Raw genomic sequence first — 17,027 nt, forward strand, 5'->3', positions numbered from 1 at the left:
GTAAAGATGGCACAGATCACACCGCCCAAGGCTGCCGAGCGCATTGCGATGATCATGGGCAAACTAGCTTGTTCGCTGAATAAAGTCGGACGTTCATATATCCGCGCCAACCTCGATCACATCTTTGCTCACGACAATATACCGGTCCGCGATCTCAATAACTACGTCCTAAAAACTTTCCAAAATTACACGCGCGTCCTGGTCGATTTCTTCAGGCTTGGTTTTATATCGGCCGATGAACTCATCCAGGATGTGGAGCCGGTCGGCATTGAGAACTGCGCCGCCGCATTGAAATACAAAAGGGGCAGCATAATGATCACGTTCCACCTCGGCAACTGGGATTATGCCGGTTCCTATCTTGCCGCCATCAACTACCCGATGAGCGCGCTCGTCGAGGAACTCGAGCCAGCTATGCTCGAACTGTACACCCGCCACCGCGAACGCACCGGTATGCAGACCTATCCGCTCGCGAAATCCGCCTATGCTTTTCTTGACATTATCCGGAAAAACCGCATCCTGGCCATTCTGGCGGACCGCGATATTGCCAATAACGGCATCACCGTCACGGTCTTCGATGGTAAAAGGAACATCCCCCGCAACCTGGGATCCATTATCGTCCGCAAGAAACTGCCGGTCCTCTTTGGCCACCTCACGCTCAACCCGATAGGTAAAAAACACCGTTACCGCGGATGCGTTGACCCGCCGTTGTTCTTTACCAGCGAGGATGAATTCCATGCTGCACTGGTGCGGAAAATGGAAGAATTGATCAAAACATATCCTGACCAGTGGTTTGTTTTCCAGCCCGAATGGATAGCATGAACAAGATCAATCGCGCCGATCCTGAAACCGTGATCCCGCCGGGCCGGCTGACCGTGAAGATAAAAGGTAAAAATATTCCGCGCTACCAGAGCGAACAGGCGGCGGGCTGCGACCTGCACGCCAGCACCGCTCGCACAATTATCGTGCCGCCGGGAGGTTTCGCGACCGTGCGCACGGGTATCAGCATCGAGTTGCCAGCCGGTTATGAGGCGCAGGTAAGACCGCGCAGCGGTCTCGCCCGCAACCATGGCATCGGCGTTTTGAACGCTCCGGGCACGATCGATCCCGATTACCGGGGCGAGATAATGGTCATCCTGTTCAACATCGGTTCCAAACCTTTTCCCGTCCATGACCGGGACCGCATCGCCCAGCTGGTTTTCAGCCGGGTCGAACGGCCGCGTCTACGGACCGTGACCAGATTGCGTAAAACCCGCCGGGGCGCGGGCGGCTTCGGAAGTTCGGGGATCGGCCCCGCACTTTCGAAAAAATCGCCCAAAACCACCGGAAAACAAACCCGGTCAATTGAGCATTCGCTGAATCGCGGGACTGGCCGCGGAAAGGAAAGTGCGGGGTGAAGATCCTCCTGGTCTCCGATATTTTCTACCCCCACACCGGCGGTGTATCCGAACACATCCTGCACCTTTTCAAAAACTTAAACGCGCTCGGCCACCACGCGAAGATCGTGGCCCCGTCGTTCGGTCGGAATTACCCCTATGTCGACGAGAATATTATCCGCATGGGCAGGGCGTTCAAGATCCCCAAGAACCGATCCTTTTCGGTCATCACCCTGAGCCTGAAACTGCCCTGGGAATTCAGAAAATTCCTGCAGTCCAACAATTTCGACGTCATCCATATTCACGGACCGCTGGCGCCGGTCCTGCCGTACTTCGCGCTCAAGTATTCCACATCCAAGAACTTCATCACCTTCCATTCGGCCTATGAGGAAAGCCTGGGTTATGTGCTCTTCGAACCGGTGCTTGAACAATATTTCAGAAAGATCCACGGTCTGATCGCGGTCTCATCGGTGGCCCGGGATTGCGTGGCCAAGTATTTCCCTGACGGCCATTACCGGATCATCCCCAACGGCATCGATACCAACCGGTTCAGGTCCGATATCCAGCCGATCGACATGCTGAAAGACTACTATCCAAAGATCCTGTTCGTCGGCAGGTTCGAACCGCGCAAGGGACTGAAATACCTGCTCATGGCTTTTCCCGATATCATCAAAGAATTCCCCGATGCCAAGCTGGTCATTGTCGGCGAAGGGTTCCTGGAACATTACTACCGGCAGTATATCGAAGGGCATATCCAGGACCACGTGATATTCGTAGGACGCGTGAGCCCTGAAGACCTGCCTCGTTATTACGCGTCGTGCGACATCTACTCTTCGCCGGCAACGGGTGCCGAAAGCTTCGGTATCGTCCTGCTTGAGGCGATGGCCAGTGGAAAACCGATCGTGGCGTCCGACATACCCGGTTACCGCACGATCCTTGACGATCAGGCAGAAGGGCTGGTCTTCCCGCCCTGCGATCACAAGGCCCTGGCCGAGAAGATCGTTCACCTGCTTAAGAATCCAATCCTGATGCGGCAGTACGGCGAACAGGGCCGGGCCAAATCACTGCGGTTCGATTGGAAAATAGTCACCCAGCAGGTCTGTGACTTCTACCAGGAGGTAATAAATAAAGACGGCTAAATTCTGGAACATCCTCAAGATCCGGGATTTTTCCATTTTTGTATACTCCCAGACGGTCAACCAGTTCGGCGACAAACTTGACTACATAGCTTTGATCGCGCTCATCGGTCTTTTCCCGAAAAACCGCACGCCCTTCTTGCTCTCGCTGCTCGCCATTTTCATCACGCTGCCGGTCCTGGTGTTCGGCCCGATCGCCGGCGTCCTGGTCGACCGCTGGCATAAGAAGAATGTCATGGTGATATGCGATGCGCTGCGCATGCTTTGCGCTCTGGCGATACCGCTGGTATTTGCCCTCACGCACAACATCTATCCGGTCTTTGCACTGGTCTTCGCCATGTTCCTGCTGGCGCTTTTCTTCAACACGGCGCGCAGCGCGATTATCCCGAACCTGGTCGCCAAGAAACGCATTCTCGCTGCCAACTCCGTCATTAACCTTATCGGCCGGGGGGCGACGTTCCTGGGCATGCTGCTGGGCGGTGTTATCATTGACTGGCGGTGGTGGAAGGCCGCGCTGGGCATCGACGGCTGGGCGGCCGCTTTCATCATTGACGCGCTGACCTTTGCGATATCTGCGGTAATGCTTTATGTAATGAAAGTCGATCTCGCCTTCCGTAAAGTCGAAGAAACACATCTGCAGGCCAGGGGGCTCTATCTGCTCATATATAACGGGCTGCGGAAGATCATCCACGATCTGCTTGACGCGGTCAAAAGCATCATCAAGATCCGGGACCTGCTGTTCGCCATCTGCACTATCTTTCTCATGATCATCGCGGGCAGCGTGATCTATGTCCTGGTGATCCCGATCGTCCAGCAGGAAATGGCATGGGGCACGAGCGGTGTCGGCATCCTCGCGTCCGTGGGTGCGATCGGTTTGCTCGTCGGCGCCTACCTTACCGGCATTGCCGGGCATCACTACGACCTGAAGATGACAATGCTCGTATGTTTCGTTGTTATTGGCGGCGTGTTGATAGCATTTCCGTTCCTGAACAATTTCTACGTATTCTGTCTGCTGTGCCTGATCGGAGGGATCGCGATATCACCGGTGTTCATCGGCCAGGATACGCTGATTCATCGCAGCGCCGACGAGCTCATCCGGGGCCGGATATTCTCCCTGCGCGAATGGATCCTTAACGGCTCCTTTGCCCTGGTGGCGCTGATCATCGGGTCGGTAGCGACGTTCGTGTCAAGACGCCTGCTGTTCGTATTTTTCGGCGCGATCGTCATCCTGGGTGCGGCATTCGGCGCCATCGCCATCAACCGTGGTAAAAGCTCTGCAGTTCCATCGAATAGCCACTGATCTCCAGCTGTGCGGAACATGGAACCAGCCGGCACAGTTAAGGGGATTCATCGAACAGCTCATTAAAACAAAGATCCCGATCGGATTGCCCGGTGAACGCGATGAAGGGATCATTCTTACCTTTGACGACGGCGAGGAAAATATCTATCGCCATGCTCTTCCCATCCTGCGTGAGTTCGGAGTGCGGGCCGTGGTCTTTTTGATCGTGGGCTACATCGGCGAGAAGAACACCTGGGACATTTCGTTGACGGGCCGGCGCGTCGCTCACCTGGATTGGAACCAGATCCATCAACTGAAAAAAGGGGGCATGGAGATCGGGTCGCACGGGATGACCCACCGCAACCTTGCCCGGCTAAGCACGGCCGAACTTGAGTACGAATTGAACGGATCCAAAGCTATTATCGAGAAAGAGCTGGGAACGATCCGCTGCATATCATATCCTTTCAACCGGATAAATCCGGCAGTCCGTCGGATGGCCGCGCGGGCCGGCTATCGCTATGGATTTGGCGGCAATGGCGACGACGACCTGACGTTAAAAAAAGAAGCCATCTACATCACGGACACACGAGCCAGTCTCGCGATAAAGGTGACTGAAAAACCGCCTGTTGCTTACGGTTATTACCGCACCCAGCAGAAAGTGATCAACTTTTTTACCCTGGCGACAATGATCGCGCGCCGCCGGAGTGACATTGTGCTTAAAGGGCAAAAAATCAAGGAGGCATCATGAACCGTACACTAAGACCGATCGCGCTGGCATTAATGGTCGCCTGCGTCGCGCTATTTGCGCAGGACGGCAACGCAACGGTCGACAAAGCGGTCGAACTTTTTGAGACCCGTCATCTAAACAGCAGCAATTTGAACAAAAGCCTTGAGATCCTGACGGCATTGGTCAATTCCGAGCCCGAAAACTTAAGGGCGAACTGCGAGCTGGCGCATGTATACTATATCCTGGGCGACAACGCCGGGACTAAGACCGAAAAGATCAACCTCTATGCAAAGGGGCAGGAATACGCCAAAAAAGCCATTAAGATCAATGACAGTTCGGCATCAGCCCATTTCTGGTATATGGTCAACCTGGGTCGGGTCGGGCAGACCAAGGGCGTGCTCAACTCGCTCGGCTCGGTACCTGAGATCAAGAAGGAGATCGACAAGGTTCTGAAACTCGATCCGAAACACACGGGCGCGCTCGACGCCCGGGCCATGCTCTACTACGAACTGCCCGGGATCATGGGCGGCAGCGTCAATAAATCGATCAATGCCCTGAACACGGCAATCGCGCTTGATTCCAATTATTCGGTGCTTTTCGTGGATATGGGCAGGTGTTACATCAGGAAGAAAGATTATGAAAAGGCCCGCTTTTTCCTTCAGAAGGCCATCGAGATCAAGCAGCCGACATACCCGGCGGACTGGACGCTCGATGACAAACCCGATGCGGAAAAATTTTTAAAAGAAATAGAAAATAAATAAGAAATCGTCTTTCTAGTCTGTCTGATCTATCTGGTCTATGTGGTCTTTTTTAATTTGAACCAAATAAATGAATAAACTTTTTATTATGAGTTTAATCCTGCTTTCCTAACCTCATAACTTCATAGCTTCCCAACTTCATCTTTTTTTATCCCCGTATCCCCATTTTTTTCCTAACCTCCTAACCTCACAGCCTCTTAACTTCATAACCTCGATTTTTATCTCATCCCCTCATCCCTTCTTCTTTTTTTTATACCAGCTCATTTCACTTGGATGACAATCTTTATGAACTTGATGCAAATATTCCCGGTCTACGTGCGTATAGATTTGCGTAGTCGAAATATCGACATGTCCTAGCAACTCCTGAACAACACGTAGATCAGCTCCTGCTTCGAGCAAGTGTGCAGCGAAGGAGTGGCGGAACATGTGCGGCGTTACACGTTTTTTAATTCCAGCTTTTATCCGATACTTACGCAGAATTTTCAAAAAGCCCATCCGTGTCAACTGTTTACCTCGCGCGTTAACAATTAGGTATGGTATGCTTTTTTCTTTTACTAACTTAGGCCGCCCGCTTCTTAAGTAATTATCAATAGCATAAGCTGCTTTTTTACCATAGGGAACAAGACGCTGTTTATTCCCTTTGCCGATCACGCTGAGCAGTTCATCGTCGAAAAGGATATCGGAAATCTTAAGGTCTAAAAGTTCTGATATGCGCAGGCCCACTCCGTAGAGCAATTCCAAACAAGCCCGGTCCCGCAGACACAGCGGTGTTAGATCATTGGCGGATTCAATGATCGCCTCCACTTCAATTACCGACAAGGTCTCTGGTAATTTCCGTCCTATTTTCAGCACATCGAGCGCGGTTGCAGGATTTTTTTCCACCTTGCCGATTGTCACGAGATAAGAGAAGAGAGCTTTAATACTTGAAACCTTACGGTTTATCGAAGTTGCTTTTTTACCTTTATTATATAGGTTATGTATATAACCTCTGAGTTCATCCGTGGTCGCTGATTCCAAACTCTTGCTGAGATCAGAAAAATACATATTCACCTTCTGGATATCATAGATATACGACCGGATCGTGTTGAGCTCATGCCCCAGTGCTATCAGATAATTCTCGAAACCGGTAATAAGTTCATTCATCAGTATCACCTGATCGTAAAATCCTTGCTGCATTCAGTCTTTTTTGCAGAATAAACCAGTATGAGAAAAGTGATGATTCCAGTTTGTTGTGGTCCCTGAATTTCTTTTTAATCTCACTCCAGAATCGCTCGTTGTGATGTCTTTCAATAATATGCACCAATTCATGATAAATGATATATTCAATAAATCTTTTAGGTAAATACTTCATCAAAGTGTTCAGAGTTATATTATGCCGGGGACTGCAGCTTGCCCATTTTGTTCGCATGCTTTTAAATAGCGTTTTATGAACTCCTATTTTTAGTTCTCTCGAATAGATTTTGATATTGTTCTCAGCTTCTTTTTTAAAAACATCATCGGGCCGATAAATAATTTTTACATGATTACTGTATCTGAGATATTTTTTTATTAATTTGCTTTTTTCATTTATCCAATGATTGTGCCGTACAATTACATCCTGGGCATGCATGCCTTTTGGCAATACCAAGCTAAGCTTGCCGGTTCTAAATTCAATCCTGGGATACTTGATGGCTCTGTGTACAATAGAATAACTGGCCAATCTATACTCCGTAGCTTTTGATATATTTCATAAGATCATTATACAAATTATCAACATCGGTCATTGTAAGTTTGTATTCATTTTTAAATAAACGAACGAATCTACGCACTTCCTGTTCTACGTTTTTGCAGGCCGTCGCTTGCATTATCCAACCCGGGAACATTATATCCTGCATTTGCGCGATTAATATCTTTATTTTTTCAGCAAAATCGTCCTTTATTTTCAATTTTTGTTCTAAAACCAGAAATATGGCATATTCAAGATTCGACAAACCCAATTTCTGTTGTTTAGACAACATTACAGATGCTGCATCGAATATTGAGACTCCTTCCTTGTATATGCGTTCATAATCCTTGGTCTTTTCCCTCCACAATTCCATTAACCTTTGCACGCGATCGACAAGCGATTCATAAATCGGATTCGTCTGTTTATCCACCAATACAAATCTCTGCAGGGCAAACAAGATATTTGCCGCTTTTTCTTCCCTGCTTTTTACTTTTTCTTCCAATTTTTTCAACGAATCAGCATCAAATTTTATCTCGGGTAATTCCTGTTCAATCTTTTCAATTTCCGTCGACTTATAGACGTATTTCAGCGTTTTATCATAATATTGGTGCACATATGCATCGACACTAGTGCCATGCATGACCATCTTCATATAATATGTGTAAACAGCGGAAATCCATCGATATTCTTCAAAATGCTCTAACTTATAAGGATCAGATCCTAAAAGTTCAAATGCGTTACGCAAGTGGCGGTATTTTTCTAAAAATTCCTCCTCTCTGGTCACATCGGTAGTCAGGATCTCAACCGCCTTCAGTAGCGTGCTGCGTTCATAATTTTGCATCAATTTTCCAAATATCGACTTCAATTCCGATATCAACTGATCAAACTCATGCTGGAGGCTTTCGAAATCGTTGAGCGCCTGGTCAATCACATCATCCTTGGAATACAACTCGAACGCCCGTTTGAATTCCTTCAAAATGCCGACATAGTCGATGATAACTCCGGCTTCCTTAATGCCTTTATATGGACGGTTAGTCCGCGCGATCGCCTGCAATAATCTGTGCTCTTTCAGGGGCTTATCAAGGTACATGGTCTGTAATACCGGCGCGTCAAATCCGGTAAGCAACATATCGGTCACGATCAGGATTTTTGGATGAGTATTTTCTTTAAATTTTTCTATTATTTTCTTCAATGTACTTTTATAATCTTTGCCATTGTAGCGGGCTCTTGCTTCACGTACATAACCGTAGATAACATCAGCATCATCCCGCTCAGATGTCATCACGACATCAAAATATTCACGCGGCAAGTGTTTTTCCAAAGCATTCTTGTAATGGACACATGCTTTTCGGCTGGCAGCGACGATTATCGCCTTGAATTTATTATCGACATTTGTCTTGAAATGATTGGTAATGTCAGCTGCTATTTTTTCGATTCTTTCTTGATTTTCAAGAAATAAATTTATGGAATTCAATCTTTGTTTCAATTTCTTTTCTACTTCAGGTTTTAGCTGCTCTGGGATTTCATCCCATTCTACTTCTAAAAAGGTTTCCAGCATATCTTTTTTAAGATGCAAATTTTCAAGACGTGGTTGATATACTATCGGTACGGTGAATCCGTCCTTAATAGCATCTACGATGAAATACCGATCAAGATAATTCTCCCCAGGAGGATAAGCAAATTCCAGATAAGTATCCCTGCGCTGTTTTTGCTTTGAAATGGGTGTACCGGTTAAAGCAAATCGGAAAGCATTCTTAAAGATTGCCTTCATTTCACCGGCAAGCGTCCCGTACTGGGTACGGTGTCCTTCATCAATGAAAGCAATCACATTTTTACGCGTCATGATCGTATTTCTATCTTTGCTGATCTTTTCAAGATGCTTTCGCAATGTATCAAGTTCGTCAAATCGGAATTTATGAATTAAAGTTATAAATAAACCGCGTTTTCCCTGGTAATTATCATGCTTTAAAATAGCCTCCAATTCTTCGACTGTATTTAATATTTCAGGCTGTACAATATCCAAAGAGAAAAATTCCGTATAGAGCTGTTCTTCAAGCTCTATACGGTCCACGATGAAAAAAATGGATGGATTTTCCAAAAAATTATCGAAATACAACTTATGCGCTGCGAATATCATGGTCAGTGTCTTGCCGCTCCCCTGCCAATGCCAGATCAATCCATTTTTCCTATCTAAATGCCTCTCCCTCGATGGGAGAGGATCGGGGTGAGGATGTAGATTTGTTATTACCCTTTCCACCATCTTATTCGCCGCCCGGTATTGCATGTACCGCGTAATAACCTTTGTCGCATTACCCATTTCCACTCGGTAAAACAAAAAATTTCTAACTATATCAAGCAGCTTATATGGCTCCAATATTTCCAATACCGCATCTACGCTATTTATATTTTTGTCATTCTGAGTGGAGCGAAGAATCTCTTCTGTCCTCCGCCATTCATGACATTTAACATCCTCTTTTTTCTGCCAGGGTACAATCGGAAAATATCGTGCCTGGCTCTCGGCCGCGATACCTATTTGAACATATTTATATAATTCGGGTACTGAATCTTCGTACTCCTTTATTTGCGCAAAGGCATCATACCATGAAGTTCCCGGTTTGGTCGGGTCCTTGCACTCGATATTCACCAAAGGAATGCCATTTACATAAAGCACGATATCGGTACGTATTTTTTCTTTGCCGGAATATTGAACCTGCCTGCTAACAACAAATTCATTACTACCAACAAATCCCTCTCCCTTGATGGGAGAGGCCTTTCCATCTTGTTCCCTCTCCCTTGATGGGAGAGGGTGAGGGTGAGGGTGAATATCATAATCAAACAACTGTACAAACTTAATCACCCTCTCTTTTTCAAGTTTGACCGGCACGCCGAATTTGAAATAATTCAAAATCCGCTTTGCACCCTCCTGCCCACTGGTGACAAGTTTCAGCTCGTTCAGAACCTTGCTTATTTCCTCATCACCGATGCCCGTATCTTTATTAATGCGCTGAATACAACGTATAAGAGTGGAAACCAACAACGGCTCTTCAAAACTCTCCCGTTCTAGCTGCTCGGCAGGCACAAACTTCCAACCAAGCTCCTGCAAACGCTTTATGAAATAATCTTCGACCAATGATTTTTCAGAAAATTTATCCATACATTTTATCAAGCCTATTTAATTCACGAAAAATCCATGCTAATTTTTCTTGCATGATATGACTAAATTTCACCAATTTTGGAAAAGCTTTAACTAAATAGTGTTTTGCATTATAGATTTTACTAGGAATTCCGCTATACATTGGATATCTTGAATTCTGTATAGCTGATGGTGGAATAGATAATGAAAGCATTATCAGGAGATATTCAGCTTCAGCGATATAAGGAAATATCTTTTGAAGCGTAGCCATGGCTTTGTTAGAAGTTGCCTCTGTCATGTTAGGCGCATACTTCTTTTTTGTCATTTTCGCATACGATGCGATACCATTATATATTGTAGGAGCAACTGCGCTTAGGTTCTTTCTTCGTACCGGTCCCGACATATATTTAAGAAGGACATTTAACAATTTTCGCAATTTTGGCATTTCAATCATATCAAATAATTTGACGTTGTTAAACACCTTTATTGTTTCATCAAGTTTATCAGGTGTTATTGCGATCTTATCTTTTCCATGTAACCATATGTCTAATGATTGCTGCCATTCCGGGGTCTCCTTAATTTTCTGCATCATGTGGCTCAAAACCCTTAATGGAAAGTGCCCGACTTTGTTCTTTAACTCAACCACCGTAAGATTATCGTAAAGAATTCCGAATGCTTTAAACGATTTTTCTATGGACTGTTGTAGATAAAAGATTGCCTGCGGGTACAAGCGCCTTGCATAAAGAGTCTGCGCAGCTTTTAGATCCTTTTTTGCAACATTTAGGAATGCATCACATGGCTTCATGTTTTTACCTTTTTTGCTCCTGTCAGCAAATCATCCATCAATCCTTTTTTTATTTTTTCGAACTTTTGCTTCTTTGTTTTCAATACTTCCACCTTTTCATCAACATTGGCGAGAATGTCACTAATTTGCTGCTGCTCACCCAGTAATGGCATGGGAATAGTAATTTTCGATACTTGTTCACTATTTAATGCTGGATATTGACCACCAATCATCATTTTGTTACACTGGTCAATAACGACCTTGGAAAATAATGTGCATAATAAGTATTGTGGAATTAAGTATGCTTTACACGTTAACACTGCAAATCCCGTTGAACAAATTTGACCATCATAATTTTTTGGAATTAATGCAAACGCCTTCAAATAGGGCCGTACCGTTGACATGATCACATCGTTCAGATATACAACACGCCGCGCTCGCGATGGAGCATCTCTTCCCATTATTTCCCTTGCCTGATTTATTTTACCTGTGCCATTCTCTACCGAGTCAATATCAATATATAGAAACTTATGGTCCGGATAATCCATTGGCAAATCCTTGGCATCTTTATTGATTTCTGTAACATCACCTAAATGCTTCACCTCCCACTCTTTCGGTATACTTCCTATTTCCGTGTCTTTGAATTGTTTATGTCCGATCCCTTTAGTCAAAAGCTCCTGCATCAATCCTTTTTTCAACCTCTCAGTCTTTTCAATCGCCGTATCCACTTGTGTAATCGCTTCATCCACAGTTGATAGAATTTCAGCAATTTTTTTCTGTTCAGGGAGGGGAGGGAGATTAATTCGTATTTTCCTTAAATCCTCCTGGTTTAGTTTAACTCTAGTCGAACCCACAATATATGTCCGTAAATCCATAAAATTTAGCAAATATAATAAAAATTTATTACTAGATTTAGCTTCGATGGCCTGCAGAATATGTGCATGATTATTAACCCAAAATTTTCCGGTCATCAAATAACATGATTGCTCATATTTACCATACAAACCACCATCTTCTGCTAATAATAGATATTCACCATCAAAGATATAATTATCGATATGATCTAATATACCATTCGCACCACAATATGGATATCTACCTTTTCTTTTTGCTCTTTCTATTTCACTTAAAGGTATTCTCTTACTATCAAAAATTTCAATCACATGATCTAAGGTCATTATTTCCCAATCTTTTAAACCTCTATCGATATATGATGAATTGATATTATTCATAATTCAAAACCTTCTATATTTTGGGATTTAGAAATTCTTCATCATCCTGAAGAAGAACCTGTATTTCTGCTTCTATACTATTAATCACTTGTCTTATAAAATTTCTGACTGACCCAGGAGGACATTTATCACACATTTCTCGAAGAATTGTTTTTTTGCTTTCTAGAACAGGGGGTGGCTTACCTGGCGTTGATGTTAGAGTACCAGAATTAACTACTGCAGAAAACATGCGTTTTGCAGACTTTTCCAAACTGCTTTTAAAAGCTTCCTGTAATACTTTTAGCAAAAGCGGCATTGTTACACTATTGAACTTCAAGAAACCTGCCGTGATCAAAACCTCATCTATCTTTCCGGCATTGATTTGTTCCTGAATAAACTTCTCTAAATAAGTTTCCTTTGAGCAATCTTGTTTTAAGTGGATAATTGGACTTATCAAATACTCAAGGGTGTAAAGTAATAACGGATTACGTTTATACCAATCAATGACACATTTCAATATCATTTTATATTCATCATAATTATGTATCAACCTTGATAAACATTTCAAACCCTCATACGGAATTGCCTCAAACCTATAAAAATCAACACCATTATGCTTTACCATCTTCATTTCCATATCCAATCGATATTTAGTAAAATCAAGAAGACTCATAATGTCACTGCATGAAAAGTCAATAACGGTTTGTCCATTTGCATCAATACAAGGGACGTCTTTCATTAAGCGTAAAGATACACTGCGAAATTCGTTTACTTCTTCATTCTCAGGAATTGATAGATTCGCATGACGAATCCAATGCAGCATATCAGAAATCGCAGAAATCATTATTAGTGACAATGGACCTTCTTGTTTGATAATATCATTCATCAATCTTATCATCACCAAAACGTCTTTAGTTTTTTCAAAGATAAAGTATAAATTCCGGCCAACTGAAATCCTGTTTTTCGACGACCCATTATTTATCAGCCTAGTTAACCAATTAACTTTTATATCTACTGGCATTGTGCCTTCTTCTATCAATCTTATGAATAAAGCTACTCTACTACTTGGTACATCTGACGGACGATTCAAAATTTCATTTGCTATAACCTCAATGTGTATATTATCTAATTTGGAAATCGCTAGGTCAATTTCATTTTTAAATCTATCTGGAATTTTGCACCAAAGGTCAGGATTCGTTCGGATTGATTTGAAAATATCGGTGTTCAGTTGTGCCCAACTAAGAATGAGAGGTGGATTGCCAGTTGAATTGCATTTTTCAAGATTATCGTCCAATGAGATTAAATAAGCCACCACTTCAGAAGGCGATTTATATGAGGCATCGATCTTTTCCACCAAATTTTTCAGATCATCTGTCTTCAAATTCCATCTATGATGCATAAATTCATTAACAAACCATTCCCATCTGTTAATCGCAGGTGATTGTTTCTCTACCATGTCAAAATTTTCTATAACATATTCCGGAGCAACATAATACCTATAAACAAGATAATCAGGTGAACGAGGAAACTTTCTCAACAACTCTACTGCTTCTATAGTTCCGGGAATATCTTGAGCCCACGCAGTTATAAGAAAATTTTCGATTTCACTTAAAAGATAAAAATTGGCATCCGGAGAAATTAATGTAGCAATCATTCTGATGACCTTAGTCCGATCATCAGCTATTCTTTTAGCCAAGGGTAATTTACTTTCAGAAACACGTCCCATGCATGTTCTTCCTATACTCCCAGCTGTTTTGATTCCCTGTATTATTATTTCTAATTTTGGATATAATAGTAATTGCCTTAATAAGTGCAATGCAGTATCTCTTAGTTCATGGATGGTTTGTGTATCTGATAAAGTACGCTCACCAAAAACAAACTGACCAGATTGTGATTGTGAATATGCGTGAGTACCAGCCAAAATTTCTGATATTGAGTTACTTATTAGTTCAGCTTCGACTATGCTAAAATGCAAATCTCCCAGCCAAACTGATAATTCTGCTAATATGTCTTTTATCATATCTGGTCTATGATTGATGGGTGACACAGCTTCCTTAATCAAAGTTCGTGGCTTATAGTTATCATAAGTACCCTTTAATTCACTATTTGCTAATTCTCTAATTAATTGAATAGCTTTTTTTTGAAAACCTGGAATCTCCATGATGTTGGTGATTACAGGACCAATGTTATCTAAGTTCAGTTCATAATTAACATTAAAGACCTTAATAATCGGATCTGCCGATAGTGGCGCTTTCGATCGAAGGTAAGCGTAAACCAAATCCAATATTTCTTCAGTAATGAAATAAGTTACTTTTGAAATTTGTAAGAGCCTATTTATTCTGACATTATTGGGCGTGCTGTGGGACTCGTCAATCCAGTCATAAACAATCCGTTTTAAAGTAATTTTGACCTTTTCTAAATCTCCATATCGGGATATCGCAGCTAAATTATTAAATATTGTCTCAGGACATATTCCCAGCCATCTTTGTATCAAACATTTTATAGCATTTTCGTTTAATTTGTCTAGTCTAAAAGTAAGATATAGATCGCCGATCATGTCTGGATTAAATCTCACGGACCTACCTATTTCTCTTAATACTCCAACTTCTATTAGTTTATCAATATATGTTATCAATTGTTCAGCACTAAACCCGCTAAGTGCACTTAACTTTTTAATTACTTCATTGTTATTGTTCTTTGCAAAAGGTACAACAATTGCAATATTTATCAATAAGTCATCCAATTTTTCCTTAATAATATTGAATTTTGACAACGCCTTTTCTGTGTCATATTCGACACTGTCTACTATTTGATCTTGGAATATTCTTAAATCCATTACTCTATTTTCCATTTTATGATTCCCAATAAAAGTCAATATAAATGGATTAGAATAATGAGTCACTATAAACTCTTCATTATCTATTTTTTCTTTATCAACAACAAGGTGAAGCAATCCAAGAAGGTCTTGTTTGCTCCAATTTGAAATAGGCATCTCCTCAATAACACTAGCACACCTAAAATCTCTGACGATATTCCGGATTGAATCTAAGCCAGAAGTTCTGACTCCCAATATTATCTTAACTGCAAAGGCTTGGCTTTTAGCCAAAGCGATTAATGCTTTTGTTTCTTCCAAATATCTGTCAGCATCGTCTAATACTAGAATATATTTTCTTCCACACACAAGTTCATCTTGCACTGCATCATTCATATTTCTAAGACCCGGTCTAATCAGCCAACATTGTCGTTCATCATCAGCGAGATGTGCATTTTTTGCTATATCTCTCAATAAATGTGATTTTCCGTTGCCCCCAGCAGCATAGATAATAAGTATACTTACACTATCTTTAAGAATAAATTGATAGCATTGCCTTGATTCCCTTTCGAATTTTAATAATTTATTAGTTGATAAAAGAGTTTTTTCATATTGTTCAAAATATATTTTCCAAGGTACAAACATGGGGAATTGCGGATCTCCAAAGAAGTAGTACCTTAGAAATGGCTGCTTTTCTATTCGCATAGTCAAATCTTCTCGAGCCCAGATTTTAAGTGTTTTTGTCTTTCTTTTATTCATTACTTCGAGAATTCTGACTTCGTTGACATCCAGTTCAGCATTCGTTGCTATGCGAAGATGATCCACGTTATTCTTTTGGGCATTTTTAAGTTCTTTTTTAATCTCATTTTTCAAGTGAGGAATAGCATTTTTATGAGATTTCGTGGTCCATTTTGACTGAATAGACCATGCACCAGATTTATTCTCGTATTGATAGAAACCGTTGAAATATCCATCCCAACCACTGTCAGCACCAATATATGGACTACTTGGAACAAATCCGGGAGAATTGCATTCGAGTGCAAATAAGTGATTAATAAATCGCTGGAAATCTTTTTCATTACCAATCTTATCCCAATTCAATTTTGTCATTTCATACCTACATTTAATTTTATAATTGCATAATTAATAAAAGCAGAGCAAGTTACAAGCATATACCTTGCTTCTGGCTCACCACAACTTATAGGTTCTTTATTTTTAGGATGTCTAATGCCTGCATCATCTGATGTCCAACCGTAGAGATTGCTAAAACTCCTTTTTAGAGCAGGATGTATTTTTAAACTATTTATGAGTTTACCAAGACTGCCTTTTTTACCTAATATGATCTGCGCCAATACATCTACTGCACTGATAGACTCCTTTATAGAATTCGCATAGTCCGGTTTTGGACGTTTGGAAAAAAGATCCAATGCTTTTGTTAAACATCCTTTCACGGGTTTATATTTGTCTGAAATGCTTAAAGCTTTTTCTATCTCCCTGTTTTCTTCTAGGTTATCTAATTCAGATGGACATATATTATTGCTTATTATTGTCAGTGGTATTTTTTCCTTCTTGAAGAGGTACAATATATCTTTCTTGAAATATTTCATTTCTGCCTTGTCTGGATGATTTTTTAATATAAATTCAATATAATCGTATACTTCATACCACTTAAGCCTTGTTGCTAATTTACTAATTTTTGCTACAATCTGCCGAGCCTTATAAGTATCTACCTCGAATAGGTTACCATTAAAAAAATCAGTCCATACAAATTTTGCAAAAAGTAACGCAGGGGAATTACTAAATTGATCATCCACAAACCAATCATCAATTATGTCTTTATATAAAAATTTATAAATAAGATTTAATATTTTGTTTTTTCTCACAAGAGGCATTTCGTCCTTTGCCAGCATTGGGACTTTTTTATACCCATATTTTTCAGAAAATAACATTAATACTCCTCACCTATCAGTGGAGAATAGATTAATAGGAAGTTCTCGATCCTGCTCGAACAGTAAATATTTTGAGATTGCTTCGCTGTCGCTCACAATGACAATGCGTAATGGTTGCTCACAATAACCATATATTCTTAACACCGGTCTATCGTACATC

At 42.0% G+C, this 17,027-nt stretch carries 13 protein-coding genes; 6 read left to right on the forward strand and 7 right to left on the reverse strand.

Annotated elements, in window-relative coordinates; translation table 11 throughout:
* Positions 1-6 precede the first annotated feature (6 nt).
* The 6 genes from VF399_06430 to VF399_06455 all read left to right on the forward strand — a co-directional run bounded on the left by VF399_06430 (position 7) and on the right by VF399_06455 (position 5,276).
* Positions 7-819, forward strand: coding sequence for a lysophospholipid acyltransferase family protein (locus VF399_06430; protein HEX7319971.1), 813 nt, complete (start codon positions 7-9; stop codon positions 817-819).
* On the forward strand, positions 816-1,394 hold the full coding sequence (gene dut, locus VF399_06435; protein HEX7319972.1) for a dUTP diphosphatase: 579 nt from the start codon (positions 816-818) through the stop codon (positions 1,392-1,394). The genes VF399_06430 and dut overlap by 4 nt, the downstream gene beginning before the upstream one ends.
* Positions 1,391-2,512, forward strand: a complete 1,122-nt coding sequence (locus tag VF399_06440; protein HEX7319973.1) for a glycosyltransferase family 4 protein — start codon at positions 1,391-1,393, stop codon at positions 2,510-2,512. Before dut ends, VF399_06440 begins: the two co-directional genes overlap by 4 nt.
* Positions 2,513-2,603: 91 nt before the next feature.
* Positions 2,604-3,809 carry an MFS transporter gene (locus VF399_06445; GenBank protein HEX7319974.1) on the forward strand — a complete coding sequence of 402 codons (1,206 nt, stop codon included), beginning with the start codon at positions 2,604-2,606 and terminating at the stop codon, positions 3,807-3,809.
* Positions 3,772-4,536 carry a polysaccharide deacetylase family protein gene (locus tag VF399_06450; GenBank protein HEX7319975.1) on the forward strand — a complete coding sequence of 255 codons (765 nt, stop codon included), beginning with the start codon at positions 3,772-3,774 and terminating at the stop codon, positions 4,534-4,536. The genes VF399_06445 and VF399_06450 overlap by 38 nt, the downstream gene beginning before the upstream one ends.
* Positions 4,533-5,276 carry a hypothetical protein gene (locus VF399_06455; GenBank protein ID HEX7319976.1) on the forward strand — a complete coding sequence of 248 codons (744 nt, stop codon included), beginning with the start codon at positions 4,533-4,535 and terminating at the stop codon, positions 5,274-5,276. The genes VF399_06450 and VF399_06455 overlap by 4 nt, the downstream gene beginning before the upstream one ends.
* A 228-nt stretch (positions 5,277-5,504) precedes the next feature.
* On the opposite strand, the gene VF399_06460 is transcribed toward VF399_06455, so the two are convergent.
* Genes VF399_06460 through VF399_06490 form a run of 7 tightly spaced genes read right to left on the reverse strand, consistent with a single transcriptional unit; the run spans position 5,505 to position 16,867 of the window.
* Positions 5,505-6,416 carry a site-specific tyrosine recombinase gene (locus VF399_06460; protein HEX7319977.1) on the reverse strand — a complete coding sequence of 304 codons (912 nt, stop codon included), beginning with the start codon at positions 6,414-6,416 and terminating at the stop codon, positions 5,505-5,507.
* Positions 6,409-6,972 (reverse strand): M48 family metallopeptidase, encoded by a 564-nt coding sequence (locus tag VF399_06465; protein HEX7319978.1) that lies wholly within the window; start codon positions 6,970-6,972, stop codon positions 6,409-6,411. Before VF399_06465 ends, VF399_06460 begins: the two co-directional genes overlap by 8 nt.
* Position 6,973: 1 nt before the next feature.
* Positions 6,974-10,132 (reverse strand): HsdR family type I site-specific deoxyribonuclease, encoded by a 3,159-nt coding sequence (locus VF399_06470; GenBank protein HEX7319979.1) that lies wholly within the window; start codon positions 10,130-10,132, stop codon positions 6,974-6,976.
* Complete coding sequence (locus VF399_06475; protein HEX7319980.1) at positions 10,125-10,916, reverse strand: HEPN domain-containing protein; 792 nt, start codon at positions 10,914-10,916, stop codon at positions 10,125-10,127. The genes VF399_06470 and VF399_06475 overlap by 8 nt, the downstream gene beginning before the upstream one ends.
* A complete protein-coding gene (locus tag VF399_06480) occupies positions 10,913-12,127 on the reverse strand; it encodes a restriction endonuclease subunit S (GenBank protein ID HEX7319981.1) in 1,215 nt (404 codons plus the stop codon). The genes VF399_06475 and VF399_06480 overlap by 4 nt, the downstream gene beginning before the upstream one ends.
* Before the next feature lie 13 nt (positions 12,128-12,140).
* Positions 12,141-16,028, reverse strand: a complete 3,888-nt coding sequence (locus VF399_06485; GenBank protein HEX7319982.1) for a hypothetical protein — start codon at positions 16,026-16,028, stop codon at positions 12,141-12,143.
* The gene (locus tag VF399_06490; protein ID HEX7319983.1) at positions 16,025-16,867 is read right to left on the reverse strand and encodes a hypothetical protein; all 843 of its coding nucleotides are present in this window, start codon (positions 16,865-16,867) and stop codon (positions 16,025-16,027) included. The genes VF399_06485 and VF399_06490 overlap by 4 nt, the downstream gene beginning before the upstream one ends.
* Positions 16,868-17,027: the final 160 nt, after the last annotated feature.

The organism is bacterium, from assembly GCA_036382775.1.
GTDB lineage: Bacteria > Hydrothermota > Tepidihabitantia > SM23-42 > JAOAFX01 > DASVHD01.